Raw genomic sequence first — 24,357 nt, forward strand, 5'->3', positions numbered from 1 at the left:
GCGGAAGTCGGTATACGCGGCTGACGCAAGGCCGTCAATCAAGGCGACATGGCCGCTCGTCGCTGGGAAGGTGCTTGGGAGAGGTTCGGACGCTCCCGATCAGTTTGTCAGGAGCGCGCGAAAGACCCGTCCGAGGTCTCCACGATAGGCCGTACCCGGCCCATCAGCAGCCAGTCATAGACCAACCGTCTCAATGGCGGAAAGGGGTCGCGAGTACTCATTCACTCGCATCGGCACTGACATTCGCGGTTACGACGGCGTGAACGGCGGCAAAGCGGGATTCAGCTGCCTCACAGTGGCCGACACTCCAACGTCCGCAATGGCCGAAGTCCGGCAGCGGATGCGACTCGAAGCGGCCCGATAGCGGACCTAGCGTATGACGTGCGGGCAACGCAATGTGAATTCGACGGGCTTCTATGGCTTCTCCGTAACTGGCACAACGGACGGCTGCGCGGGGTGTCGACTGTAGCGAGCGCGCGCGGGAGGTTCTGGAGTGATGTGTGAACCTACTGAAAGGAAGCATGGGTGTCCGCAGACCGTCGCGCTCGCCCAACGGCCAACCGCCTTGAGTCCGCCTTTGAAGCTTACGTCGACCGGCACCTGACGATAGCAGGGGGATGAGCAAAAGGATAGGGAGGCACGCCTGTTGCGCACAGGTGAGGAGCGAAGCGGCGACCCCTTCAGCCTTCGCCTCGCCGGACGTGCGTAGCACACCTTGCTACGCAACCTGAAAGCAGGCCTCCTTCAAGCTTTGAAACACGGCCGTAGCCTTCCAACGGAGGACGTGCGGATGCATACCCCGTCTAGTGAGACCCCGTCGATCGTCGTTGTGTACAGCGGCGGTCGAAACGCCGCGCTAGCCCGCCATGAGATCGAGACGCAGCGCGCGCTTGCTGGCCGCATCGCGGCTCTTCTAGGCTCCAACGGTTGTGTCGAATTCGAGCCTGGTCGCGCTTATCCTCCGCAACGCTACTTTGTCCCTGTCGACACGCTGCCTTCCGAGGTGGCGCAACAAATCGGCGTCACGTCTGACGATGACCTCTTCGGCGGGGTCGTGCCGTTTCCGTTCATCGCGACGAAAGTGGTCGTCCACGGCTTGCCGCCAGGAGCGAGCGTGAAGCCCGACGGATGGGACGACTCACTCGCCGACCGGCTGCGTCATCTGGTCCTGCCCGGCTTCTCGGCCTTTACTGCCGACGACGCACACGCGGCCGCCGCACTGTTGGCCGGTGGCGGCTCGGTACGGCTTAAGCGCCCGTCAGGCATCGGCGGGACGGGGCAGGCAGTCATTGCCGATCGACGCGAACTCGCTTCGCAACTCAAGGACATGGGCGCCGCCACGCTTCTGAACGAAGGCGTCGTGCTTGAGCGCAACTTGCCTTCTCTCACGACGTTCAGCGTTGGGGAGGTGCACGTTCGTGCGCATCGGGCAAGCTATTGCGGCGTGCAGCGCCTGACGCGGAACAACCACGGACATTCGGTCTATGGCGGTTCCGACCTCGTCGTCGTGCGCGGCGGCCTGGATGCGCTTGAGCGCACGCCGATACCTCCCGAGGCGCGCAGCTCCGTAGAGTGCGCCCGCGAATTCGATGCCGTTATCCGCAGCGCCTTTCCCGGCTTCATCGCATCCCGGAGGAATTACGACGTGGCTTCGGGCATCGACGAATACGGGCATCGTTACAGGGGCGTGCTTGAACAATCGTGGCGGATCGGCGGTGCGAGCGGCGCGGAAATTGGTGCTCTGCAGGCATTCGCGGACGATCCCGCACTCACGACCGTCTGCGCATCCTCGGTCGAGATTTACGGGGGACAACCCAAGGTGCCGGCGGGCGCGTGCATCGTCTATCAGGGGGTCGATGCGCATTCAGGGCTCGTGACGAAGCTCTACACGGTCGGCACCGGCATCGACGCCATCAAAGAGGAGCCAAGCGGATGACAGCAATCCGGCAGCAGATCAAGATACGCGTCGAGCGCGGCTATCTCGACGGCACGTTCGTAACGCCCCAAACTGCGATTCCGGGCGTGCTATTCGTGCATGGTTGGGCTGGCAATCAGGAACAGTACATGGAGCGTGCGCGGCAGGCGGCGGCCATCGGCTGCGTCTGCCTGACATTCGACCTGACCGGACACGCGCGCACCAAAGAGGAACAGGAGACGGTGACGCGCGAAACGAACCTGAACGACGTGCTCGCGGCCTACGACAGGCTCGCCGCCCATCCGCTCGTCGACAGTACGTCGATCGCCGTCATCGGGAGCAGTTACGGCGGCTATCTTGCGTCGATCGTTACGTCGATGCGGCCCGTGCGCTGGCTCGGTATGCGCGTACCGGCGCTCTATCTTGACGAGGGCTGGACGACGCCTAAGCGCGCCTTGCACAAGGAGCACGATCTCGCGGCTTATCGCAGGCGCATCGTCCCGGCGAGTGAAAACCGCGCGCTGCGAGCGGCTGCCGCGTTTCGCGGCGACGTTCTCCTTGTCGAATCCGAGCACGACCAGACCGTGCCCCACGCGGTGCTCGCGAGCTATCTACAGGCTTTCCTTAGTGCGCATTCGCTGACGTATCGCGTAATTGACGGTGCGGATCATGGTCTCTCCGATGAAGGCAGTCAGCGCGCCTATACCGCTCTGGTCGTCGGCTGGCTCGCGGAGATGATCGGCGGGAGCCGCGCCGGAAGCCGCGGCGAGGGATCGGCGCTTATCAAGTGATGGCTGATTGAGCGCGGTATGGACGCGCTGTGCCGAACGCGCGCTTCATCGCGTTTCCAAGCTGAAGTGGCGAGAGACGCGTCGCATGGGATTGGTCGAGCCCGACTCATCATCCGCGAGATTCTCGATGATGCACCTTGCGCGCTGTCTCGATTTCGCGGACACGCGCACGAAACTGTTCCCGATCATGCATCTGCTGGGCGTGCGGCGCACGCTCGCCGAGCCGCATCCGTGGCTGCCCGGCGCGGTGGCGAAGGCGTTCGAGAAGAGCAAGGCGCTGGCGCTCGCGAGACTCCGCGATACGTCCGCGACGAAGGTGACGTTGCCGTTCGTCGAAGAACAGTTGCGCAACGCGCGGCGTCTCATGGGCACGATTCCTGGTCGTATGGCTTCGAGCCGAACCGGCACGTGTTGTCGCGCTTCCTCGAACGACATCATCAGGAAGGCTTGTCCAGCCGGCTGCTGCAGCCCGAGGAACTCTTTCACCCTGCGACGCTGGAGAGCTTTAAGATCTGAGTCCGCTTCCTACGCATCCGGCTTGCTGCGGCCATAGAGCAGCAGCATCGCCGCGATGACGACGCCATAGATCATCTGACGGCCCGCCTCCGGCATCTGCGCAACCGAGAGGATCGATTGCAGCAGCGTGATGAGGATCGCGCCGGCTACCGTGCCGAGATACGATCCCCGGCCGCCCAGAATCGACGTGCCGCCGAGCACGACCGCCGCGATCGCGGGCAGGAGATACGCATCGCCCATCGACTGCGCGGCCTTCGACGCATAGCCCGCCAGCAGCACGCCGCCGAACGCCGCGAACGCACTGCACACGGCGAACGCGGCCACGGTCACGGGCCGCGTATTTATGCCTGAAAGATACGCCGCGCGTTCGGTGTTGCCGATCGCGTAGAGCGTGCGGCCAAAGGTCGTTCGCGACAGCAGGAACAGCGTGACGCCGCCGATCACGATCCACAGCGCGACCGCGTTCGGCACGCCCGGCACGAGCCAGCCGGCCGCGAGCCAGCGCATCACGTCGGGCGCGGAATCCTGTGGCGACGATCCGCCCGTGTAGACGATCATGATGCCCTGCGCGACGGCGTTGGTCGCGAGCGTCGCGATCATCGACGGGATGCGCAGCAGCGCGACGAGCATGCCGTTGACGATGCCGATCAGCACGCCGCAACCGATGCCGGCGGGAATCGCGAGGACGCGTCCAATCTCGCCGTGTCCCGCGACGGCGCATGCCATCATCGCGCCGACCGTGATCGTCCACGGCAACGACAGATCGATATGGCCGAGCAGGATCACCATCATGAGACCGGTTGCGATGATGCCGAGGAACGCGCCCACTTTCAGTTGCAGCAGAATGTATTCGGGCGATGTGAAGTTGCGCGAGAACATCCCGCCGACCAGCAGCAGCGCGACGATGCACGCGAAGGCGATCAGGATCGGCTTGTCGATCCGGCGCGCGAGCCGCGACACGAACGTTGCGGAGAGCTCGCTCATCGGAACCACTCCAGGCGGTTGCGCACCCGGAACAGCCCGCACGCGCCGATCGAGACGGCGAGCAGCAGGATCACGCCCTGAAACAGGGGCTGCCACAGCGCATCGACGTTGAAGACGAACAGCAGATCGCCGATTGAGCGGAACGCGAATGCGCCGAAGACCGCGCCGGTCGCGCTGCCGCGCCCGCCCAGCAGCGACACGCCGCCGATGACCACCGCGGCGATCGAAAACAGCGTGTAAGAATTGGCGCTGCCGAGGCTGGCTTCGCCGGTGTCCGTGAAGAAGGTGAGAAAGAGGCCGCCGATCGCGGCGAGCAGGCCGGCGAGCGTATAGCTCACGAACTTCGCGCGGCGAATCGGCATCCCCGACAGAAAAGCCGCGGGTTCGGACGAGCCGGTCGCGTAAGCCGCGCGCCCGATCGCCGTCCGCTTGAAAGGCATCCAGACGATGACGATCGCCGCGAGCAGCATCAGCAGGCTCGCCGGCACGACGCCCGCGACCTTGCCGGTCAGCGCGTCGGCAAGATCCTCGTTGATGGCGCCGCCGGGAACCGGGCGCAGCAGCAGCGCGAGTCCGTAATAGACGGCGCCGGTTGCGATCGTCGTCACGATCGGCTGCAGACGTCCGAAGATGATGATCGCGCCATTGAGCGCGCCGCACAGCGCGCCCGCCGCGAGCACGCCGGCGATGCCGAGCGCGGTGTGCAGCGCATCGCCGGTGACGATCCACGATCCGAGACAGTTCGTCAGCACGAGCATCATGCCGATCGACAGGTCGATGCCTGCCGTCAGCACGACGAGCGCCTGTCCCATCGACACGAGGGCGAGCAGCACGGCCTTGTTCGCCGCCGTCTGAAAAACGTTCGCGGAGAGCGCCGATGGATAGTTGACGAGGTAAATGGCGAACATCAGCACGAACAGGCCGAACGCGAGCGCCGCCCCGCGATTGTCCGCATACCAGTAGCGCAGGCCGCTCATGACGCGACTCCTGTGGATGGCGAAACTTGTCCGGCGGGCAGATCCAGCGCACTGGCGATGAGACTCTGCTCAGTGATCGCCGGTCCGGCGAGTTCCTTCTTGATGCGGCCTTCGTACAGCACGAGCACGCGGTCGCAGCAGCCGATCAGCTCGTCGTAATCGGTCGAATAGAAGATGATCGCGGCGCCTTCGTCGGCGAGGCGTCTGAGCAACTGATAGATCTCCTGCTTGGTGCCGACGTCGATGCCGCGCGTCGGATCGCACAGCAGCAGGATTCTCGGCTGCCGGACCAGCCACTTCGCGATGACGACCTTCTGTTGATTGCCACCCGATAGCGAGCCCACGGCCGCATCGACGCTGAAGGATTTGATCGCGAGAAGCTGCATCATCCGGTCGACGAAAGTCCGCTGGCGCGCGCGATCGATCACGCCTGCCGTCGACATGCGATCGAGCGCGGCGAACGACAGGTTTTCGCGCACCGACATCGGCAGCATCAGCCCTTCGGTCTTGCGGTCTTCCGGGATGAGCGCCATGCCGATCCTGTCGGCGCGGGCGGCGGCGGGGCTCGCAATCGACACCGATCTACCGTCGATTTCGATCTCGCCCGCGCAACCGCGCAGCACGCCGAACAGCGCGAGCAGCAGTTCGCGCTGGCCTTGTCCGTCGAGACCGCCCAGCCCGAGAATCTCGCCGCGCCGCAACGAAAAACTGACGCCGCGAAGCACGTCGTTCCACGCGAGGTCGCGGCAGGCGAGCACCGGTTGCGCGCCGCCGCCGCTCGCGGGCTTGCCTTCGGGCTTGTCGGGGAAGACGTGCTGATACTTCCGGCCGATCATCATCTCGACGACTTCGTTGTCGGAGCGCGTGCCCGCCTCGAAGCTCATCACATGACGGCCGTTGCGAAAGACGGTGCATTCGTCCGCGAGCGCCTTCACTTCGTGCATCCGGTGCGAGATGAAGAGCAGCGCGAGCCCCTCTTCGCGCAGCCGCTTGAGCACGTCGATCACGCGCGCCACGTCGGCGGCCGTGAGCGCCGACGTGGCTTCGTCGAGAATCAGGATGCGCGGCTCGCGCGCGAGCCCCTTCGCAAGCTCGACCATCTGCTGTCGCGACAGCGGCAGGTCGCGGACCTTCGTGAGCGGATTGATGTCGGCGGCGCCCGCGCGGGCGAGCGCGGACTCGGCCTGGCGGCGCTGGGTCCGGCGGTCGATTATGCCGAAGCGGCGCGGCGGATTCGAAGCGAAGATGTTGTCCGCCACGCTCAGGTCGGGGATCAGCGACAGTTCCTGATACACGCAGACGATGCCGGCCGCGTTCGCCGCGGCGGGCGACGCGAACGAGACCTCGCGGCCATCGAGCTGCATCGTGCCTTCGTCGGGCTGCACAACGCCCGACATGACCTTCAGCAGCGTGGACTTGCCCGCGCCGTTCTCGCCGAGGACCGCATGAATGCGGCCCCTGCGCACCGACAATTCCGCGTGATCCAGCGCGACAGCGCCGCCATAGCTCTTCGATATTCCCGACATCTGAAAGAACGGCCGCTGTGCGTCCTGCCGCATGCTGGGTCTCCCGCCGCGTCGCCGGTCATCGCCCGGTCACTGATTGCCCTGGCTCTGCTTCATGATTTCCTGCGCGGAAAAGTTGATGCCGCAGGTCGGAAACGAGTTGCCGACGAAGAAGTTGTCGGATTCGTCCGGGAAGTAGTTCACGCCCGCCTTGAGCTTCGAATCGTCCGTGATGTCGAGCGGCAGCTTGATCGCCACGGGAATCGTCTGGCCGTCGAGCGCGGCGAGCGCCGTCTTGATCGCGACGGCGACCTGCGCGGGACCGCTGCCGGCCGACGTGCATTTCAGGCCCTGGCTCCCATACTGTGCGCAGAATTTGCGAAAGCCGTTTTCCGTCTCGCCGCCGAACGGCACGAACGGATGCTTCGCGTCGAGCATCGCGCGCACGACGCCGGTATCGCCGCCTTGCGCGGAGATGCCGTCAAAATGGCCCTGCACCGCGATCGCGTCGGCGGCGGCTTTCTGCGCGACGCCGTCGTCCCACTTGCCATAGACCTGCACGACGTTCCACTTCTTGCCGGTCTCGTCGAGCGTTTTCGTGAAACCGTTGTGGCGGTCCGTATCGACCGACGTGCCCGCCACGCCGCGCACTTCGAGCACCTTGCCGCCGTTCGGCGCATGCTGCGCGAGCCACTTGGCCCACAGCACGCCGAGCCCGTACTGATCGACATCGACGTTGATCGCGTCTTCGCTGTCGAGCGTGTTGTCGAACGCGATCAGCACGACGCCGGCTTTCTTCGCACGGCGAATCGCAGGGCCGAACGAAGAGGGATTCTGCGCATCCACGATGATCGCGTCATAGCCGGCATCGATGAAGTTGTTGACGGCCGAGATCTGCGCGGGGACGTCCTCGCCGGTCGAGACCACCTTGAATTCCTTGAGTTTCGCCGCGACCGCCGGTTGGGCCGTGTAGGCCTTGGCAGTCTTGATCATCTGAATGCGCCAGGTGTTGGCGATATACCCGTTCACGAGTGCGATCCGGTAGGGCGCATTCTTCTTCGGATACTTGACGAACTTCGTGTCGCTCTTCCAGGGAACCATGCAAGCGGGGTCGCTGGCCGGTCCGGATACGATCGATGCCTGTGCGAAGGCCGCACCTGCGCATAGCGCCAATGCCGCGGTCGCCGCCGCTCGAAGCACGTGGATTCCTGTAAGCATGTTGTCTCCCGTTTGTTGGAGTAAACCTACCGACTGCGGATGCACATGAACTTAGTGACTGGCGACGCTGGTGCGAAGAGCACCGAAGCTTCTGGAATTGCCTTGACGGACTTGTGACGGAAGGGCACGCGCGTACGCGTTCGCGTCAGACAGTACTGGCATAGGCATTCACGCGCGATAGTGGTTTACCAGCGTGCGGGAGCGACGCGGTTTTCGCCTTCATAACCGTGGGAGGGATGGTCGCGAGCACGTCGATCTCGCGCGGGCGGGACGGCAGCAGCGAGTCCTCTGGTTTTAAGTTGGCGGGCTTCCGTGACGGAAGACGGCGCCTTGTAAGGACCAACACTCCTATCCCGCAAATTGCACAGGACTCTAATGCACCCCGCAGTGGGGTCTGAGAGATACCGCGAATGCTACCGATCGTCTTCTCGCCACGGATACGGCCCGCACATCGTCAAACTCGGGCAGTGAATGATCCGCCTCAGCCTGCAAGAATTTCCTGCGCCCGAACGCGCGATGATCGATCTAGCACTAAAAGATGGAGCCCGAGGCGTCGGTCGCGAGGCGTACTGACGGACGCTTTACGCTCGTACTCGCCTGCTGTCGACGCGCATTGGCTTTGAGGATGTTTGAGTTCACTAAGTTGAACTTCGGCGGTCTCACGGTGTTGCAGGCAGTGGCTGCGCAGCCGAAGGGAACGCGCAATCAACGGCAGTTTTGCACTGCTGTTCGGCGCATCGCTAGTGCGACCAGTGCCTTAAGCTTTTCAAACCAACTTGTCATGCCAGATGGCCGCCTCAGAGATGAGCGAAACGCTGTCGTTGTGACAGCCTCCTGGAATCGCTCCTGACGCCATGATTGCCCTCATTCTCACCGAAGCCGGATCATCCCTCTGTCCGACGCCTGACCGCCGCAAGAAGTGATGCGTGCTCTTTACCTATGGCGCGTCGCGAGGAAGATGGCATGCAGCCTTCCGGGCAAGGTCGCGCTTGGCATCCTGTCCGTGGTCGTGGCGACGATGCTCGTCTGCTGGCTGTTGAGACCCGCGGTTCCTCGCAGCATCACCATCAGTACGGGTCAACCCGACAGTTCGCTGAACTGGATGGGCAGGCAATACGCCAAAGTTCTCGCGCGCTATGGCATCACGCTTAAAGTCGTGCCCTCCGACCGTTCGCGGCAGAACCTCGAGCGTCTGCTCGATCCGGCGCAGCAAGTCGACGTGGCGCTGGTTCAGGGCGGCGTAGCGAGAGAACAGCAAGCGGCCGAACTGATGTCGCTCGGTAGCGTGACTTACGTGCCGTTGCTGGTGTTCTATCGCGGCGCCGTCTTGACGTCCTTGTCGCAGCTGAGTGGCAAGCGCATCGCAATCGGCCGGGAAGGTAACGAAACGCATGTCGCTGAGAAAGGCCGTACTTTATGCAGAGCTCGCTAAGAAGCCTTCCTGGACAAGGCTTTTCCGACGCCAGAACAGATTTTGTTTGCAAATCGCCCTTGCAACATGTTGTCAGACACTTCGATTTTATTTGCACAGCGCTGCAGCCATAGCGCAATAAGCCACTGTCTGCCTGCGGTTCGGACGCCGAGAATTCATACGTTCCAAACGTCCTCAAGTTTTCCGCTCGCGATCCGTTAAGCAGACACGTCTTTGAGTGCGAATGGCGCGTCGGCCGCCATGGCTGCGTTCGGAAATCCATTTATCAATCTGACAGATATGAAGAAGGCTGTGTTTGCAGACGCCGTCGGCGGTGTCATCCTCACCGTGTTCGTCACCGCCGTGCTCGTGATGCTGCACGCGCAGGTCGGCGGTAACCATGGCATCGTCAACTTCCTCGGCAGCGCGGAACTGCCGATCGTCGCGTCGGTGTTGATGCTCGATTCGTTACGTGAGGCGATCGGCTCCATCTACGAAGGCGAGCACCGGCAGAACATCTTCGTCGCGGGCATTGTGATCTTCGTCGTTGCATTGCTCCTTGCGTCGAAGGGCGTGGATATCGAAGTCGCCCGGCACCACGCGCTGGAAGACGCGGTGCTCAATGCGGGTGTCATCGCGAAGATGACGGCTGCCGAGCATCAGGCGTGGCTGCGCGGCGCCGAGCAGACTTTGCCGCTGCCTGTGTGGGTCGTTCCTGCCAATCTGCTCGTCTGGGTCGCCGCGATCGCAATCTCGATCTGGAACCGGGCACTGGCCATTGACGAAAAAGCGCGGTCGATATCGCGCGAGAACGTCGAGGCATTCGTGCGTCTTCTAGACGATAGCCGTCGCGGAGATGCGGTTGTCACCGCATTGCTCGAAGACGAGCGACAGGCCCGCGCGGAAGTCGACTCGCCACTTGCGGGCAGGGACGGCCGGGCGGCGATACTGCGCCACGCGCGCGCCCTTGACGCGCTGCAACTCTGCCTGCGCGGCAGCATGGCTTCGTACCATGCGCAGGCGTCCGACGAAGCGGATGAACCCGGCCGCGTCCATTCCCTTGCAAGGTCCGTCAAATGATCCAGCTTCTTTTGCTCCTGCTCGGTGCTCAATTCGCTCAGCGACATCTACCCAAGCTGCTGGCCTTTGGCGTGGCATGGTTTGCGATCGGCGCGTTCGTGGTTTTCGATGCGTTGGACGGCGCACTGTGGTTCCCGTTGCAGGCATTCGGCCTGCTCCTGCTGCTCGAAGGTATCTTCACGATCGGGATGACGCGCAGTGGGCTTTCGTTGCAGACGAGCTTCCGTTACGCCAAAGGCCTGATTGGCGCGCTGATCGGCGTGCTGGTCATCATCCGCCATAGCTACACGGATTTCGCGCTGGCCATGCTGTTCGGGATCGGATTCGCGCTGGAAGGCTGCCTGTTGATCGCGGCGGCGTATATCGTGCGCTATCGTCACTGGCGCGCCACTGTCGCGCTCGGGCTGCTGAGCATCGTACTTGCGATCATCTTCTTTCAGCCTTATCCGACGCACTATCGCGGCACCGTTCCGTATTGCATTGGCATGTGGTTCGTGGTTGGCGGCGCTCGCATGGTATGGCTCTATCTGCGTCTTCGCACGTCAGCGGGTGGGCAGGGCATGGAATCGCCCATTGGCGAGGCGTCGCTTACGCCGATGGTCATCCACGTCTGGACGCCGGTAGGCTCTGCACGCGACAAGGCTATTCGACGCCCGGTGATCGATCGTTACATTGCCGCGGTGGATTCGAAGGGCGTGATTTCGACAGGCCACGCCGCGCTCGAAGCGGGCAGCTTGTATTTGAGCCTCTATCCTGCGGTCGAGATTGACCGTGCACCCGAGGAGTTCGCGCACCTGCTTCGCGCAGATGCGTCGAACGACGTGGCGGGCCGTTACCTGCCGAGCTACCCCGAGGAAGCAGCGAGCTGGTGCGAATCAACGGTAAAGATTGCCTTTCGCCGTTATGACGCCAGGCGCCTCGAGACATTCGCAGAACAGTTCAAGGCCAAAGCGGTCTATAACCTCACGAGCCGCAACTGTTCAAGCACGGTCGCCGAAGCGCTGGAAGCAGCGCTCGAAGGCACGGAATATCGAAAGGGCGGATGGGCCGACGTGCTTCGTCTGGTCGTCATGCCGGAGTTGTGGATCGCGGCGCAGATCCGTCACCGCGCGCATACGATGGCTTGGACACCCGGCCTCGTGCTCGATTACGCGCGGGCGCTGCGCGTGGTGACGCATCCGCCTGCCATCGGCTGGATTCCGCTTGCCATGCTTACCGTGCGGCATGTGCGGCGCGCGCGCCGCACGGAAGGCGCGTGATGGAGAAGTTTACTCACGTACGCATCGTGATGGGCATGATCGTCAGCCTGGGGTTGACACATATGCTCAAGGGAATTTCGACCACGATCCATCATCGGGCGCAGTCGAACCCGTATCCCATCCACATGGCGTGGGTAGCTTCGCTCATTCTGAACGTCTTGCAGTTCTGGTGGTGGGAGTTCTCGCTGAGCGAGATTCATGTGTGGACGTTCGGCATCTATCTGTATCTCATCTTTTACGCGTTCATCATCTACCTGATGTGCGCGATGCTGTTTCCCGATTCGATCAAGGAGTATCGCGACTATTGCGATTACTTCATGTCGCGCCGAGCCTGGTTCTTCGGCTTGCTGCTGGCGGAAAGCCTGATCGACATCGGCGATTCGCTCATCAAGGGCGAAATACACGTCGCCGGACTGGGCGACATGTACTGGCTGAAGACCGCCGCGGTCGCGCTCGGCGCGCTGATCGCAATGCGCACGCGCAATCAGGTCTATCACGCGAGTTTCGTCGCGCTCAATTTGACCGCGCAACTATTATTTGTGGCGAAGATGTCGTGGACACACGCGTGAACGGTGAAGCACCGTGGATCGAGGAATACGGCCGTACCGCATCGGCCGCATGGTGCGGCGACGTGGTCTGTATTCGCAACATACGCAACTTTAGGTACCGGACGAAATTCGATTTCGCACCCGCGTACTTCGATGCCGCCTACGATGTCTCGCAATTGCGCACGGTCGACTTGGTGGTGTCGCGCTGGGCACATGATGCGATCGCTCACGTGTTCGTGAGCTTCGGTTTCGAGGATGGTCGATATCTCTCCATCTCGATCGAAACGCGTCGCCGTCAGGGGCAGGTTTATTCGACTTGGAGAGGTTTTTTGAGGCAATACCGGCTGATCTACGTAGTTGCCGATGAGCGCGATCTGATCGGTGTACGCACCGACGTGCGCCGCGAACGGGTCAGCCTGTATCGCTCGAGCGTGAGCGCCAAAACGGCGCAAGGCCTCTTTCGCGACTACGTCAGACGCGTGAATCAGCTGAACGAGCAGCCCGAGTTCTATCACACGCTCTTCAATAACTGCACGACGAATATCCTCAGCCACGCGCAGTCGCTGGCGCCACGGCTTCGCTACAGTTGGAAGGTGCTGCTGAGCGGTCATGCTGACCGCTACAGCTACGAGCTTGGCCTCCTCGACTCGAGCGTGCCTTTCGATGAACTCAGGCGTCGCAGTGTCGTGCGACGCCCGGACGGCATGCTAATCGGCCCCGACTTTTCCGCCGCGATTCGACGCCACGTCTAGTTACTTCAGCAGCAGGTAATGCGTCGGATTGTCCTCGCACTGGCCTGCGCCGCATTCGAGCACGGTCGATAGGAGATTGGCCGCGATCAGCAGCGCGAACACCGCGAAGCCCACGCCGGAAAGCGCGCGCATTCGCTGCGAGCCTTCGCGGTGGACACCGCGTGCCGCGTCCTTCAGAACGAACAACAGCGCGACGTAGATGACCGTGCCCACGGCGGCGAGCAGCGCCCACGTATAGAAGTGCAGGCCGAACAACGTGGAGCCATAGCCTGCGTCGCCGGGCGCGAGATGCAGCGATACCTGGCGCATCGAAATCAGACCGGTGATGAGACTGCCCGTAAGCACCATCGCGTAGTGCGTCGGGCGCTCGCCGATGCGTACGTTGAACAGAAAGCCCATGCCGATCACGACAAATCCTGCACGCTGTAACAGGCAGAGCGGGCAGGGCAGTTCGCCGTGCGCGAGCTGATACCAGAAAGCAACCGCCAGCAGCGCCGATGTGCCGAACAAGCCGAGAAGGTTCATTGTCGCGACGACGGGCGGCAAGTGCCGGTCTTGTTCGATAAGTTGCATCGTGGTGCCTTCAGAATGAAAAGTTGAGCGGGTCGGTCGCATGGTGGAAGAACCACAGGACCGTGACGATTGCCGTGGCGAGCCACAGCCCGCGACTCCATTGCGTGCGGCCGGAGAAGAGGCTTGCGCAGGCGAGCAGCGGAAGCAGAAAAGTAAGGAACATGTACATGAGCGATGATATCGGTCCGAAAGAGAAGCGTGTAACGTCGTCAAGCCGGAGCGCGAACGGCCCACGCGTTCCGGAGAATGCGCGGGCCGTTGCAGCGAGAGGCTTAGCCGATCAGTCGCCTGATCCTACCGAGGGCAGCGGAACGAATGTCAGCGATCCGTCCGGCATGATGGCGACGCTGATGCCGACTAGACGGCATTCGTCGATTCCGAGCGTCGTTGTCTGATACGCGCAAATCGAGCGGCTCTCGGGCAGGCCCGCTACCGGCGCGAGCGTCGGCGTCGAGAAGTCGATGCCGATGTCCTTGTACGCCGTCGCCAGATCCGTCACTGGAACGAGCGATTCCTTGCCGCCGCTGTCTTTCTGCGCCTGATAGACCTTGAGTCCGCCATTGGCAAGCGACGTATACAGCATGCGCGCCAGGATGGTCGTCCCGCTGGCGAGGCCCTTGCTGAAGACTTCCCGTCCAGTGATAGCCGTCACCTCGGTGCGGATGCCGCCCACCAGCACATAACGGAAGGTCATCCCGAGGCCTTCCGCGCTCCACAGGCCGGCGACGCGGCCAATGAGCCCGCGTGCGAGCGCCAGTTCGGGCGCTGCTGTGCCAATACTTACCGCCGTAACGATGATCGTGCCGGCCGTCAACGCGATCTGAACGGGGTTGCCCTTGCCGCCGGAGCCGAGGTTCATTGTCTGCTGGACGCTGGTGAGGCTGTTGCCGTTAGTGCGGCTCAGTGTCCACTGGTCACCCGGCGGATCGGTGAGTACGTAATGCTGCGAACTCAGCACCTTGCCGTCGCTGCCGGTCAAGGTGACGTTGAAGCCGCGCATGGACGTGACCCACTTGCAGTTGTCGGACTGAAACGGCCTGGCCGCTGCCGACGTCTCGCCCTGCGCAAAACCGGAGGAGACCTTGGCCGAAGTCGCCGCCGGCAACGCGAGCGTCGTGTTGTTCATGGTGACGGTCGGCACGGTCGTGATGTCGTTGATGCCGAAGGACGACTTGAATGTTGTCAGCATGCCCTTGTAACTGCTATCGGACACTGCATCGCGCTTAAAATAGTCCGCATATTCGGCGATGCGTGAATCTTCCGGACCGTTGTCGTACCAGCAGCTGTTGTCACCACCGGTGAAGCTCACGGTGGCTTGATACGGCGACAAATTGGCAAAATGCACGAGCGTATCCGTGCCGGCAAGCGCAGCGCTGCCCCACAAGGCGATGACGGCCGCAATCGAAAGCTTCTTCATTTCTTCGTTCTCAAAGGGGCGTCAGAGGGCAGCGGGCGTGAAGACAATGCCCGCGGGGAACTGGAATTTACCTGCGCTGCTGCCGACCTGACAGCTACCGATGCTGCCGTTTGCGCTCACCACGCATTGCGCGAGCGACTGGGTTCCGAAGTTGGTCACATACGCGACCGAACCATTGATGGCGATATCCATCGGCTTGTCGAGATTCGCCGGGTCGGACATCTTCACGCAGGCGCTGATGCTTCCGTCGGTCGAGAGACGGCATCCCGTGATCGAATCATCGCCGACATTCGTCACGTAGACCGCGCTGGAGGTCATGGCGATGCCTGCGGGCAGATTGAACGCTCCGCTACCGTCGTGCGTCGTGCAATTCGAGAGTGCGCCGTCGGCGCCTGTACGGCAGGCGGTGATCGAGTTGCTGTTCTGGTTAGTGACGAGCAACAGGTTGTTTCTCGCGACAAGGTTCATCGGATTGCTGAGCGTGCCGCCCGCATTGTCGGTCTTGCAGTTGCCGGGCGTGCCCGAACCGTCTAGCGTGCAGATTGATACCGTGTTGTCGGCGTTCGTCACGTAGAGCGTATTGGCGGAAACCGCGACGCCCAGAGGCGACTTCATGCCGCTTTGAGGCAGGGTCGCGCACGCCGAAGGAAGGCCACGCTCAAGCTTGCAAGCAGCGATGGAATTCGAGTCGAGGTTCGAAAACCAGACGTGCCCGCTTGCTGCATCTACACTGCCGGGCGCGGTCAGCGCGGCGTCCTTATTGACTTCGCAATCGACGATAGCTCCGGCGGCGTTTATCGAGCAGGTCGCCGCGCTGGCGCCCGCGTTGGCGACGGTCAGATACCCCGCGACCGGTTTCTGCATCTCGGAATCCGAATGATCGTCGCCGCTGCACCCGAAAAGAAAGATGGATGCGAGCGCGGCTGCAAGCACTTGCGGGTAAGCCCGGACGACGTGCGTGCTGATACCGGGCTTGCCCGAGTGGCATTCCCTCGACATAAGCTGTTCTCGTTTTTTCTGAATTGGAAATTGAAGAAAGTGCGCGAGCGTTATGCGCGTCGCCGAACCTTCTGCCCGGAGGCGGGCGAAGCTGCGTCGATCGGGATCTTCAGCTCCCATGCAGCGTTGCCTTCAAGTCGCCTGTCATTTTGATAACGGCTCATTACGCGGAAACTTGATACCTGGGGCGAGGTTGTTGGCACTGTGCCGCTTTGCGATTGTCAACGATACTAATTGGAGCTATTGGAGATGTGCATTGTCGTTAGTCGCGCGTCAGTGACGCCGCCTAGCTTCGCTTCGTTCCCCAAGGCCGACTAGTTTTTGCAAAACTGCAGCTCGATGCCGTACTTTGTCTGGACATCGATTCTGCTGAGTGGCTGGTTGCGACGAAGTTGTTGGAACTGGTTGGGCATTCAAGTACCACTGCTTGACACGAGCCGGCGGAGAAAGCGGCGGACCGGTTCACGGGAGGGGATGCCCGAGCACCACTCGCGCAGCCCGGCAAGTTCGTTGGCGCTGAGCAAATCGATTAGATTAGACGCGCGGGGGTCCGGCGCGGAGGAGGGCAGGCGCGCTTTCGTGCAATGCGACTTTAGTCCTAAAAACACAGCCAAAAGATAATGGTAGTTATCTGAATACGCGCTTTTGATGAGCGCTATTCCGCCGAGATCTGTCTCTATTGATGCGTTGCTCCTTCCGCGAAGGAGCGCTTGCACCTCTTGGTGCGGTGGGCCAGTGCGGGATTGTGCAAGTCTTGAGCGCGAGCTCGAACCCCGCAGCTAGTTATGGGATGCGCACATTCGGCAGGGCCGACGGCGGCCAAGCTCGCTGCTTGCGTATCGCATCGCTCTCGCGTCGCCTGAGCATGCCGCAACTCAGGAACGAGCAAGAGCGACTCTCCAGCAGCACGCCATCCCAAGAGCCTTACGGGATGAGGCGCCATGTTGCGCCACCGGATGTGGAGCGTGGACCGTCGTTATATGTTTGGCCGTCGCGTTGACCGATCAATTGCCTCAAGGGTCTTCGTCCAGCGGACGGAACTCGGCGGCGTCGAATAGATCAGTGAACGGTTGCTCGCTTGCCGTGTCACTGCACAAGCTCACAATTTGGTTTGTCAGGCGTGCATGCGCGAAACTCCTGTCCCGTATCCGCCATTCCTCAGAGATCGCTTCGGTCAACGACACCGTCTCACCGAAAGAATAGCTTAAGACGGAATGCGGCTCCGACAGAGCCGTGATCGTTCGACCGTCGCGCATACGGATCTGGATTCGGCAATGGAAAGGCGCGATTGACCCGTCTGAGACTACGGTGATCCGGCGGCTCGAAGCGTGCAAGGATGAAGCACCGCGACCGGGCGTGAAATCCGACAGCGTCAGCGTGCCGTTGACGAGTGCGCATTGAAGCATGTATGGCGCGCTCATGATGGCGCTTGCCGCGCTATCGAACGGGCCATACCGGTCGATGCCTGGATAGCGCGCGTAGGCCGGGTGCAACGCGAGCGACATGTGTTCGACCTCGGCGGCGTTGAATGCTTCGCGTGCTTTGCAGTCGAGCATGGTCTTCACGGGCAACTGATTGATCGTGCATCCCGGGAAAGGCTTGAAGGTGACGTTGAGGATTTCGTTCGTGGGTTCGCCATCCCAGTGCCAGTCGGGAATCGCGCCGGAAAAAGCCCGATAGAACCCGTTCGGCCCTTCGAGCGCGAGACTCGTCGCCGTCATGCCGTCCTGTGCGAGCAGCGCGGCCACGACGCCCGCCCGGCTCGCCAGTCCGACCTGCATCAGCCATTCCGGTGTTCCTTCCGCCCAGCATTGCATTGTGCCGCCGCAGAACTGGCTGGCAAGAGACAAGGCCACCGCGCATTGCCGCGCATCAAGCCGGAGCACTCGCGCCGCGCCCGCGGCAGCGGCGAACACGCCATAGAGAGACGTCCCACGAAAGCCGCGCTCGCCGCTTTTCATCGCGGCGTCGTGCGCGATCAGCGGTGCGACATCGTAGGCGCAGAGAAGCGCGGCACGAACGTCTGCGGCGGTCGCGCCGGTTGCCTGCGCAAGCGCGAACACCGCCGGTATGGCAACGCATCCGATATGGCCGTTTATGGCGGCGTGCGTGTCGTTCTGGCCGCGTGCGCTGATCAACGCGGCATTGCGGAACGCCGCATCGGCGGGCGTGAGGGATGCGCCCGTGCGCCAGCAAGCAGCGTTACCCGATGCCGCGTGCAGCGCTTCCAGAGCGAGGCGTACCGCATCGGCATGCGGAGCGCCGAAGGCGACGCTCAGGTTAAACAGCAGGCAGGACTGCAACTTTTGCCTGACGGTTTCCGTCATTGAGTCCGCCTTGCGGCTGGCGATGAATGCGCCAAGTCTTTCGACGTAAGTTGCCGTCATGATTGTCTCCTGTCTGGTCAGCATACGTACTTGCGCCTATTCAAATAAGCCGGAAGTTCCGATACCGTCCGATCGGTCTTTCCGATCGTTTCGTGCATCGCACCGCGCCTATGAGCCGCCTGAACCTGACCAATCTCGAGACCGTCTGCTGTATCGCACGCGTCGGCACCTTCTCCGCCGCCGCCGAGCGCCTCAATGCGTCGCAGCCCACGGTCACGGGACGCGTGCGCGAACTGGAGCAGTCGCTGGGCATCCGGTTCTTTCGCAAGCGCGGGCGCACGATGGAACTCACGGAAGAAGGACGTCAGTTTATCGAGCGGGTCGAGCCGATCGTGGCGCAACTCGAAGAAGCCGTATCGACGCACGCGGACACCTCATCGGCGCGAGGCACGGTGCGTCTCGGCATCGGTATCGTCACCATGACGTGGTTCGGCGCGGTGCTCGCGCAGTTGCGCCGCGACATGCCGCTCGTGCAGTACGACATCGACACCGATCTCAGCATGAACATGCTGCACAAGCTGGAGTCGGGCAAGCTCGACCTCGCGGTGGTGGCAGGACGTATCGAACACCCTGTGCTCGCGACGGTGCCGCTCGGGCCGGAAGAACTGCGCTGGCTCATGGGGGCGTCGGCAGACGATGTTCCCGGCGATATCGTGTCGCGGCTCGATACCCGGCCGCTATGGTTCGTGTCGCGCCCGTCCGACTTCTTTCCCCGGGCACTGGACACGCTGAAGCAACGGGGGGCCGCGCTGCGCAGCGTGAATACGTGCAGCAACATGATCGGCATGCTGCAGATGATCGAGCAAAGCGGCGGCATCGGCCTCGTCGCGATGGCGCTTGCGAGGCCGCTGCTCGACTCAGGGCGCGTGATTGATCTTTCCCCGCACCTGCCGCCGGAGGCCTACGATCTCACGCTCGTCTATCGAACCGACGAACGCCAGTCGATGATCAGGCGCGTGGTGGAGCGGATCGTCGAGCACGACGAGCATCGCCGCGCGCAACGCACGCGCTGACGGCTATTCGTCCGTCACACGATTGCGCAGCACGCCGATGCCCGAGATATCGATCTCGACTACATCGCCGGGACGCAGCCAGCGGGGCGGCGTGCGCCGCGCGCCGATACCCGCCGGCGTGCCGGTCGCAATGACGTCGCCGGGCGCGAGCGGCGTGAAGGTCGATGCATAGGCGATCAACGCGCTCACGGAATGAATCAGCTCGCCCGTGCTCGCCTGCTGCATCAACTCGCCGTTGACGCGTGTGCGCAGTTCGCAGCGCGTCGGATCGTCCACATCGTCGGCCGTCACAATCCAGGGACCCAGCGATCCGCTCGCATGGAAGTTTTTGCCCGCCTCGATTGACTGCTTCTGGAAGTCGCGCACGCTGCCGTCGTTGAAGCACGTGTAGCCGGCGATGTGCCGCGCGGCATCGGCTTCGGCGATATGACGCCCCGGGTTGCCGATGACCACGGCGAGTTCCCCTTCAAAGTCGAGCTGCATCGATACGCGAGGGCGCACGATTGCGGCATGCGGCGCAACGAGCGAATCGGCGAAACGGCTGAAAAAGACCGGCGCAGCGGGCGCGGTCATGCCGATCTCCTGCGCATGCTCGCGGTAATTTCCGCCCACTGCCAGCAGCTTGCGCGGCCGTAACGGAAGCCGCCACTCGATCTCGCTCGCACGCACCGAAGGCCGTGAGTCCGCGAGGGCCGTGGCCACGGTGTCGAGCGCGCAGGCATCGATAACCGCATCGAGCGTGGCGTAATGCCCATCGGTCGCGCGCGTTCCATCGACGATGTCGTAGCCTTGCGCGTCGGCCGGGATCCATGCGCCCCATGCCGCATGGCCGGCATGGCTGTAGGAGAGCAGTTTCATCGTCGACGCCCTCAGAAACGGTGACGCAGGCCAACGCTCACGCCGGCTTCCGTGCGGCTCGAAGAGGGGGCGTTGAGCGTGATCTGCGCGATTGCATCACGTGACGAGCCGGTTTCGTACGCGGCGGCGACATACACGTCCGTGCGTTTCGAGAGGAAGTAGTCGTTGGCGATGCCGACTTGCCACCAGTGAGGCGATGTATCCGTGGCCCCGCTGCGGAACTGTGCGCCCGAGTACGTCACCATCACGCCGGTGTAGTTGGCGGGGGATCCCTGATAGGTCAGATTGAACTCGGCGACATTGAGCGACAAGCTGCCCTTGCCGTTCAGACTCGCGGTGCTCGCGCGCGTGACGCTGTTGTCGTTGAGTAGCGTGCGTGAGACCACCGCGCCGACGCTCCATCGGTCGAGCGAATACAGCGTGGCGATCATGCCTGTCTTCTGACTGCCGACGACGAGCGCGGCAGTCGACGATGCCGCGCCCGACAGGGTGATGTCCACCTGCCTCACCCACAACGGCAGCGCCGACTGATAATCACCCACCACGGCGCCGTTCGCATTGGAAGCGGCATCGGGCCGGTCGATCTGCGTGTAGCCGGCGGACAGCGTGAGCCCGTGTCCCACGTAACGTATCGCGCCGCCCCATTCGCGATTGTTCGTGAAGCCTGTGCCGGCCGCGCCTTGCGCCTGGTTGCTGAAGGCGTATTGCAGCTTGTAAGTGACGCCGCCGTAATTCGGGCTTTCGTAGTCGACCGCATTATTGAAGCGCGTCGTGCCGCCGAGCAGATCGAGATCGAGCGGATGCACCATCAATGATGTTCCCCAGCGCAACGCGGCGGTCAGAAAGCCGCCGTACAGTGCGAGCGGCGTGTACTGGCGACCGAACAGCAGCGTGCCGTAGCTAACGCCCGATACGCCGATGTACGCCTGGCGGCCGAACATCCGCCCGTTCTGCAAGGCCGCGCCGTTTGCCGAGTTGAAGCCGTTCTCCAGCACGCCGAGCGCACGCCATCCGCCGCCGAAGTTTTCGGTCACGCGCATGCCCCAGCGCGTGCCTGAGAGCTTGCCCGATGACATCTCCAGATTGCTGCTGCCATGCTGATTGCTGGACCAGGTTATCCCTGTATCGATAAGCCCGTATAGCGTGACACTCGATTGCGCGTGTGAAAGTTGCGCGCAGGTTGCCCCGAGCGCAAGCGCGCACAGGCGCTGCACTTTGATCATGATGTTTCCAGTCTTTGTTGTGGGCGATGGTCGCGATCAAGCGACGACGATGCGGGAACAGCGAGCGGTCAAGTCCGCTCGTGCAGCGATCGGGCGGGAATCAGCAATAGCACGATCAGGACGGCGCACATGACGACCGCCGCGACGACATACAGGCCGCCCGCGACGCTGCCAGTGCTTTGCTTGACATGGCCGATCACCATCGGCGCAAACGAGCCGAACAGTTGCCCGAGCGCGCTGATCAACGCGAGACCGCCCGCCGCCGCCGTGCCCGACAGGTAAGCGAGGGGTATCGTGAAGAACAGGGCGGCGATGCCGAGAAAGCCGATCGTCATGAAGGTGATGGCGACGATCGTCATGGTCAGGTCGTGCATGACGAAGGTCAGCGCGACGAGCGACGCAGACGCGAGCGTGCCACTTGCCGCCCAATGCCACCGTCGTTCGAGTCGCAGGTCCGAACTGCGGCAGATCAGCAACATGCAGACGCCGCCGATGGCATACGGAATCATTGAGAAGAGCCCGACGTCGAAGGCGTTACCCGCGCCGGATTGTTTGATGATGGCAGGGCTCCAGTACGTGATGACGTTGGCGACCCAGGGCACTGCCGTGTAGACGAGCGCCGCAATGTAAATGCGGGGTGTTTTCAGCGCCGCCCCGAAGTGATGCGACGCGGCTTCGCGGCCCTTGGCCATCTGTTCTGCGGCCAGCGCGCCGGTGATCAGCGACCGCTCGGCGTTCGTGAGCCAGCGCGCGTCGGCAGGCCGCTCCGTCAGGAAGAAGTAGAGCAGGGCGCCCACGACGATGGAGGGCAGGCCTTCGATGAAGAACAGCCAGCGCCACGCGTGCATGCCGCCGACGTCGTTCATCGCGTGCAGGATCCAGCCGGACAGCGGTCCGCCGACGAAGCCGGAGACGGGCACCGCCAGCGCGAAGATGCCGATCACGCGCGCGCGCCGTTTGGCCGGATACCAGTGCGTGAAGAACAGCAGCGCGCCGGGAAAGAATCCCGCTTCAGCCGCGCCGAGCGCGAGACGCGCCACATACAACTGCGCGGGCGTCTGTACGGCGAAGGTCAGCGTGGAGACGATCCCCCATAAAATCATTATGCGTGAAAGCGTTTTGCGCGCGCCGATGCGCACCATTAACAGATTGCTGGGCACTTCGAAGAGCACGTAGCTGAAGAACAGTAGCCCGACCGCGAAACCATACTGTCCGTCAGTCAGTCCGATGTCCTCGCGCATCTGCAAGTGCGCGAAGCTGATGTTGACGCGATCGATGAAGGACAGCACGAAGCAGCCGAACAGCACTGCCGCGATGCGCAGATCGATCTTGCGATAGGCACTGCGTTCGACCATCGAGAGATCGGCCGGGACCGAAGGGGAAACTGTGCTCATTGAAATGTGTCTCCTTGCGATGCACTGCGGTGCATTCTGTACAAGTGGGTTCGGTCAGGCCGCTTCGACGACCGCGGTCCAGCGCAACTCGCGCCGGTGCTCGGTCGATTCGAACGGTGTCGCGCGATGCATGGTGACGCTGTTGTCCCACATCAGAAGGTCGTTCGCTCGCCATTCGTAGCGCAGCATGAATTGGGGCTGTGTCGCGTGCGCGGTCAGTTCGTCGATCAACGTGCGGCCTTCGTCCTCGGGCCAGCCAGCGATATGCGACGCGCTCGACGAGAGATAAAGGGCACGCCGACCGCTCACGGGATGGCGGCGCACGAGCGGATGGCGCACGGGCGGCGCGAGGTGGCGCTCCTCGCTGGTGAATTCCGTGAAGCCGCATTTGGCGCGCTGCACGAACACGCTGTGCACGACGTCTAGCGACGCGAGCTCGGCCTGACGCGCGGCGGGAAGGGCGTCCCATGCGGCGCGCATATCGGCGTACTCCGTGGGCGGCGGTTCGGGCGGCAGGGCGCGCGCGGACAACAGCGTGATGCGGGCGGAACGCGCGAGAAACGACAGATCCGCGTGCCACAGCAGATTCGAGTCGCCGTAGCCGCGCGCAGAGGCGTCCTTGAGGTTGCCCTGCACGTCGATGTTGCCGACGTCGTTCAGTCTCCGGTCGGCGAGACGCCGCCGTGATGCATCGAGGATCGACTGATGAACCGGACCGAACCGGTCTGCAAGCGCAAGCTGCGCTTCGTCGTCTAGCGGCAGGTCGCGGATGCCCACGACGGCATATTGCGTGAGCGTACTGTTCAACAGATCGAGGGTGGCGTCAGAGGCGATCTCGTCTGCGTGCAGGCCGCTTATCACCGCGCCGAACTGCCGTGCCGCAGGACCGATAGGTTCGATGAGCATGCGTTGTCTCCGTTGTCGGTAGTTATGGTCAGGGCGAGTGTAGGAAGGCCGGCCCAGCCGAACAAGTGGGAAATTTCGATGCGCCTCCATCGGAGTTTCCTATGATTTCCTGCTGCACGTCGGAACACATGCAGGGACTCCTTGCTTCGCGCATCGGAATGCCATATATACAGCCATGCTGTATAATATCAGTTCAGCCATTCCACTCCTTTTTGCCATGCAAACCAATAACCCGAAGAACGTCGTGCTGCGCTTCAATCGCGAAGTCATCGAAGACGGCAACCGCTCGTCGTTCGAAGCGCTGATGGCGCCGGACTTCGTGAACTGGACGGCGCCCGATGCATCGCTTCGCGGCGGCGAGAACATGTGGAAGACCTTTGACGGCGTACTGCGCCCCGCGCTCTCGGGGCTGCACGTCGTGATTCATGACCAGCTTCTGGACGGCGACAAGGTCACGACGCGCAAGACGCTGCGCGGCAAACACATCGGGCCGTTGCTGGGCGTTGAGCCGACAGGTCAATCGCTGTCGATCGACGTCATCGATATCGTGCGCGTACGAGGCGGGCAGTACGTCGAACACTGGGGCATCAACACGCTTTCCGCCGTCATCGCTCAACTGAGCAGCAAGTGA

At 62.6% G+C, this 24,357-nt stretch carries 23 protein-coding genes and 1 pseudogene; 11 read left to right on the top strand and 13 right to left on the bottom strand.

The features are described 5' to 3' along the window. The first annotated feature begins 790 nt into the window (after positions 1–790). From QCE58_RS32945 to QCE58_RS32955, 3 genes and pseudogenes are all read left to right on the top strand, one after another. Complete coding sequence (locus QCE58_RS32945) at positions 791–1,936, top strand: DUF3182 family protein (protein ID WP_309781086.1); 1,146 nt, start codon at positions 791–793, stop codon at positions 1,934–1,936. Continuing rightward, positions 1,933–2,706: an alpha/beta fold hydrolase gene (locus QCE58_RS32950; protein ID WP_309781088.1), complete on the top strand. Its 774-nt coding sequence runs from the start codon at positions 1,933–1,935 to the stop codon at positions 2,704–2,706. The genes QCE58_RS32945 and QCE58_RS32950 overlap by 4 nt, the downstream gene beginning before the upstream one ends. A gap of 166 nt (positions 2,707–2,872) precedes the next feature. Further along, a pseudogene (locus QCE58_RS32955) lies at positions 2,873–3,222 on the top strand (ABC transporter substrate-binding protein); the annotation flags it as partial. 9 nt (positions 3,223–3,231) lie between these two features. Here QCE58_RS32955 and QCE58_RS32960 read toward each other — a convergent pair. Genes QCE58_RS32960 through QCE58_RS32975 form a run of 4 tightly spaced genes read right to left on the bottom strand, consistent with a single transcriptional unit; the run spans position 3,232 to position 7,906 of the window. Beyond that, on the bottom strand, positions 3,232–4,206 hold the full coding sequence (locus QCE58_RS32960) for an ABC transporter permease (protein ID WP_309781090.1): 975 nt from the start codon (positions 4,204–4,206) through the stop codon (positions 3,232–3,234). After that, positions 4,203–5,183, bottom strand: a complete 981-nt coding sequence (locus tag QCE58_RS32965) for an ABC transporter permease (protein ID WP_309781092.1) — start codon at positions 5,181–5,183, stop codon at positions 4,203–4,205. Before QCE58_RS32965 ends, QCE58_RS32960 begins: the two co-directional genes overlap by 4 nt. Continuing rightward, positions 5,180–6,742: a sugar ABC transporter ATP-binding protein gene (locus QCE58_RS32970; protein ID WP_309781094.1), complete on the bottom strand. Its 1,563-nt coding sequence runs from the start codon at positions 6,740–6,742 to the stop codon at positions 5,180–5,182. The genes QCE58_RS32965 and QCE58_RS32970 overlap by 4 nt, the downstream gene beginning before the upstream one ends. Positions 6,743–6,778: 36 nt before the next feature. Next, complete coding sequence (locus QCE58_RS32975) at positions 6,779–7,906, bottom strand: sugar ABC transporter substrate-binding protein (RefSeq protein WP_409014198.1); 1,128 nt, start codon at positions 7,904–7,906, stop codon at positions 6,779–6,781. Positions 7,907–8,864: 958 nt separating this feature from the next. On the opposite strand from QCE58_RS32975, the gene QCE58_RS32980 reads away from it, so the two are divergent. The 5 genes from QCE58_RS32980 to QCE58_RS33000 all read left to right on the top strand — a co-directional run bounded on the left by QCE58_RS32980 (position 8,865) and on the right by QCE58_RS33000 (position 12,956). Continuing rightward, positions 8,865–9,338 carry a hypothetical protein gene (locus QCE58_RS32980; protein ID WP_309781099.1) on the top strand — a complete coding sequence of 158 codons (474 nt, stop codon included), beginning with the start codon at positions 8,865–8,867 and terminating at the stop codon, positions 9,336–9,338. A 240-nt stretch (positions 9,339–9,578) separates the two neighbouring features. Further along, the gene (locus QCE58_RS32985) at positions 9,579–10,397 is read left to right on the top strand and encodes a hypothetical protein (RefSeq protein ID WP_309781100.1); all 819 of its coding nucleotides are present in this window, start codon (positions 9,579–9,581) and stop codon (positions 10,395–10,397) included. Beyond that, positions 10,394–11,656 (top strand): DUF308 domain-containing protein, encoded by a 1,263-nt coding sequence (locus QCE58_RS32990; protein ID WP_309781102.1) that lies wholly within the window; start codon positions 10,394–10,396, stop codon positions 11,654–11,656. Before QCE58_RS32985 ends, QCE58_RS32990 begins: the two co-directional genes overlap by 4 nt. Continuing rightward, complete coding sequence (locus QCE58_RS32995; RefSeq protein WP_309781103.1) at positions 11,656–12,225, top strand: hypothetical protein; 570 nt, start codon at positions 11,656–11,658, stop codon at positions 12,223–12,225. The genes QCE58_RS32990 and QCE58_RS32995 overlap by 1 nt, the downstream gene beginning before the upstream one ends. Before the next feature lie 62 nt (positions 12,226–12,287). Then, positions 12,288–12,956, top strand: a complete 669-nt coding sequence (locus QCE58_RS33000; RefSeq protein WP_309781145.1) for a DUF4105 domain-containing protein — start codon at positions 12,288–12,290, stop codon at positions 12,954–12,956. On the opposite strand, the gene QCE58_RS33005 is transcribed toward QCE58_RS33000, so the two are convergent. The 4 genes from QCE58_RS33005 to QCE58_RS33020 form a co-directional block, all read right to left on the bottom strand. Continuing rightward, positions 12,957–13,529: a disulfide bond formation protein B gene (locus QCE58_RS33005; RefSeq protein ID WP_309781105.1), complete on the bottom strand. Its 573-nt coding sequence runs from the start codon at positions 13,527–13,529 to the stop codon at positions 12,957–12,959. Positions 13,530–13,539: 10 nt separating this feature from the next. Then, the gene (locus QCE58_RS33010; protein ID WP_309781107.1) at positions 13,540–13,698 is read right to left on the bottom strand and encodes a DUF5993 family protein; all 159 of its coding nucleotides are present in this window, start codon (positions 13,696–13,698) and stop codon (positions 13,540–13,542) included. A gap of 111 nt (positions 13,699–13,809) precedes the next feature. Then, positions 13,810–14,946 carry a hypothetical protein gene (locus QCE58_RS33015; RefSeq protein WP_309781108.1) on the bottom strand — a complete coding sequence of 379 codons (1,137 nt, stop codon included), beginning with the start codon at positions 14,944–14,946 and terminating at the stop codon, positions 13,810–13,812. A gap of 21 nt (positions 14,947–14,967) precedes the next feature. Further along, on the bottom strand, positions 14,968–15,810 hold the full coding sequence (locus tag QCE58_RS33020) for a hypothetical protein (RefSeq protein WP_309781111.1): 843 nt from the start codon (positions 15,808–15,810) through the stop codon (positions 14,968–14,970). A 12-nt stretch (positions 15,811–15,822) separates the two neighbouring features. Between QCE58_RS33020 and QCE58_RS33025 the strand changes: the two genes are divergently transcribed. Beyond that, on the top strand, positions 15,823–16,098 hold the full coding sequence (locus QCE58_RS33025) for a hypothetical protein (RefSeq protein ID WP_309781112.1): 276 nt from the start codon (positions 15,823–15,825) through the stop codon (positions 16,096–16,098). An 860-nt stretch (positions 16,099–16,958) separates the two neighbouring features. Here QCE58_RS33025 and QCE58_RS33030 read toward each other — a convergent pair. After that, complete coding sequence (locus QCE58_RS33030) at positions 16,959–18,332, bottom strand: MmgE/PrpD family protein (RefSeq protein ID WP_309781113.1); 1,374 nt, start codon at positions 18,330–18,332, stop codon at positions 16,959–16,961. A gap of 110 nt (positions 18,333–18,442) precedes the next feature. Between QCE58_RS33030 and QCE58_RS33035 the strand changes: the two genes are divergently transcribed. Then, complete coding sequence (locus QCE58_RS33035; RefSeq protein WP_309781116.1) at positions 18,443–19,345, top strand: LysR family transcriptional regulator; 903 nt, start codon at positions 18,443–18,445, stop codon at positions 19,343–19,345. Between the two features lie 3 nt (positions 19,346–19,348). Here QCE58_RS33035 and QCE58_RS33040 read toward each other — a convergent pair whose 3' ends face one another. The 4 genes from QCE58_RS33040 to QCE58_RS33055 all read right to left on the bottom strand — a co-directional run bounded on the left by QCE58_RS33040 (position 19,349) and on the right by QCE58_RS33055 (position 23,726). Further along, positions 19,349–20,203 (bottom strand): fumarylacetoacetate hydrolase family protein, encoded by an 855-nt coding sequence (locus tag QCE58_RS33040; RefSeq protein ID WP_309781119.1) that lies wholly within the window; start codon positions 20,201–20,203, stop codon positions 19,349–19,351. Between the two features lie 11 nt (positions 20,204–20,214). Then, a complete protein-coding gene (locus QCE58_RS33045) occupies positions 20,215–21,426 on the bottom strand; it encodes a porin (RefSeq protein WP_309781121.1) in 1,212 nt (403 codons plus the stop codon). 68 nt (positions 21,427–21,494) lie between these two features. Then, positions 21,495–22,820, bottom strand: a complete 1,326-nt coding sequence (locus QCE58_RS33050) for an MFS transporter (protein ID WP_250519183.1) — start codon at positions 22,818–22,820, stop codon at positions 21,495–21,497. Between the two features lie 54 nt (positions 22,821–22,874). Next, positions 22,875–23,726 (bottom strand): TauD/TfdA family dioxygenase, encoded by an 852-nt coding sequence (locus QCE58_RS33055; protein ID WP_250519184.1) that lies wholly within the window; start codon positions 23,724–23,726, stop codon positions 22,875–22,877. A gap of 217 nt (positions 23,727–23,943) precedes the next feature. Here QCE58_RS33055 and QCE58_RS33060 point away from each other — a divergent pair, with 217 nt between their 5' ends. Continuing rightward, positions 23,944–24,357, top strand: coding sequence for an ester cyclase (locus QCE58_RS33060; RefSeq protein ID WP_309781123.1), 414 nt, complete (start codon positions 23,944–23,946; stop codon positions 24,355–24,357).

The organism is Caballeronia sp. LZ028, from assembly GCF_031451415.1.
Lineage (GTDB): Bacteria > Pseudomonadota > Gammaproteobacteria > Burkholderiales > Burkholderiaceae > Caballeronia > Caballeronia zhejiangensis.

Excerpts from the sequence above, each read along its gene's own strand:
- QCE58_RS32945 (WP_309781086.1), top strand. The coding sequence starts at position 791 with ATGCATACCCCGTCTAGTGAGACCCCGTCGATCGTCGTTGTGTACAGC.
- QCE58_RS32950 (WP_309781088.1), top strand. The coding sequence starts at position 1,933 with ATGACAGCAATCCGGCAGCAGATCAAGATACGCGTCGAGCGCGGCTAT.
- QCE58_RS32960 (WP_309781090.1), bottom strand. The coding sequence starts at position 4,206 with ATGAGCGAGCTCTCCGCAACGTTCGTGTCGCGGCTCGCGCGCCGGATC.
- QCE58_RS32965 (WP_309781092.1), bottom strand. The coding sequence starts at position 5,183 with ATGAGCGGCCTGCGCTACTGGTATGCGGACAATCGCGGGGCGGCGCTC.
- QCE58_RS32970 (WP_309781094.1), bottom strand. The coding sequence starts at position 6,742 with ATGCGGCAGGACGCACAGCGGCCGTTCTTTCAGATGTCGGGAATATCG.
- QCE58_RS32975 (WP_409014198.1), bottom strand. The coding sequence starts at position 7,906 with ATGCTTACAGGAATCCACGTGCTTCGAGCGGCGGCGACCGCGGCATTG.
- QCE58_RS32980 (WP_309781099.1), top strand. The coding sequence starts at position 8,865 with ATGGCATGCAGCCTTCCGGGCAAGGTCGCGCTTGGCATCCTGTCCGTG.
- QCE58_RS32985 (WP_309781100.1), top strand. The coding sequence starts at position 9,579 with ATGGCTGCGTTCGGAAATCCATTTATCAATCTGACAGATATGAAGAAG.
- QCE58_RS32990 (WP_309781102.1), top strand. The coding sequence starts at position 10,394 with ATGATCCAGCTTCTTTTGCTCCTGCTCGGTGCTCAATTCGCTCAGCGA.
- QCE58_RS32995 (WP_309781103.1), top strand. The coding sequence starts at position 11,656 with ATGGAGAAGTTTACTCACGTACGCATCGTGATGGGCATGATCGTCAGC.
- QCE58_RS33005 (WP_309781105.1), bottom strand. The coding sequence starts at position 13,529 with ATGCAACTTATCGAACAAGACCGGCACTTGCCGCCCGTCGTCGCGACA.
- QCE58_RS33010 (WP_309781107.1), bottom strand. The coding sequence starts at position 13,698 with ATGTACATGTTCCTTACTTTTCTGCTTCCGCTGCTCGCCTGCGCAAGC.
- QCE58_RS33015 (WP_309781108.1), bottom strand. The coding sequence starts at position 14,946 with ATGAAGAAGCTTTCGATTGCGGCCGTCATCGCCTTGTGGGGCAGCGCT.
- QCE58_RS33020 (WP_309781111.1), bottom strand. The coding sequence starts at position 15,810 with ATGCAGAAACCGGTCGCGGGGTATCTGACCGTCGCCAACGCGGGCGCC.
- QCE58_RS33025 (WP_309781112.1), top strand. The coding sequence starts at position 15,823 with ATGATCGTCGCCGCTGCACCCGAAAAGAAAGATGGATGCGAGCGCGGC.
- QCE58_RS33030 (WP_309781113.1), bottom strand. The coding sequence starts at position 18,332 with ATGACGGCAACTTACGTCGAAAGACTTGGCGCATTCATCGCCAGCCGC.
- QCE58_RS33035 (WP_309781116.1), top strand. The coding sequence starts at position 18,443 with ATGAGCCGCCTGAACCTGACCAATCTCGAGACCGTCTGCTGTATCGCA.
- QCE58_RS33040 (WP_309781119.1), bottom strand. The coding sequence starts at position 20,203 with ATGAAACTGCTCTCCTACAGCCATGCCGGCCATGCGGCATGGGGCGCA.
- QCE58_RS33045 (WP_309781121.1), bottom strand. The coding sequence starts at position 21,426 with ATGATCAAAGTGCAGCGCCTGTGCGCGCTTGCGCTCGGGGCAACCTGC.
- QCE58_RS33050 (WP_250519183.1), bottom strand. The coding sequence starts at position 22,820 with ATGAGCACAGTTTCCCCTTCGGTCCCGGCCGATCTCTCGATGGTCGAA.
- QCE58_RS33055 (WP_250519184.1), bottom strand. The coding sequence starts at position 23,726 with ATGCTCATCGAACCTATCGGTCCTGCGGCACGGCAGTTCGGCGCGGTG.
- QCE58_RS33060 (WP_309781123.1), top strand. The coding sequence starts at position 23,944 with ATGCAAACCAATAACCCGAAGAACGTCGTGCTGCGCTTCAATCGCGAA.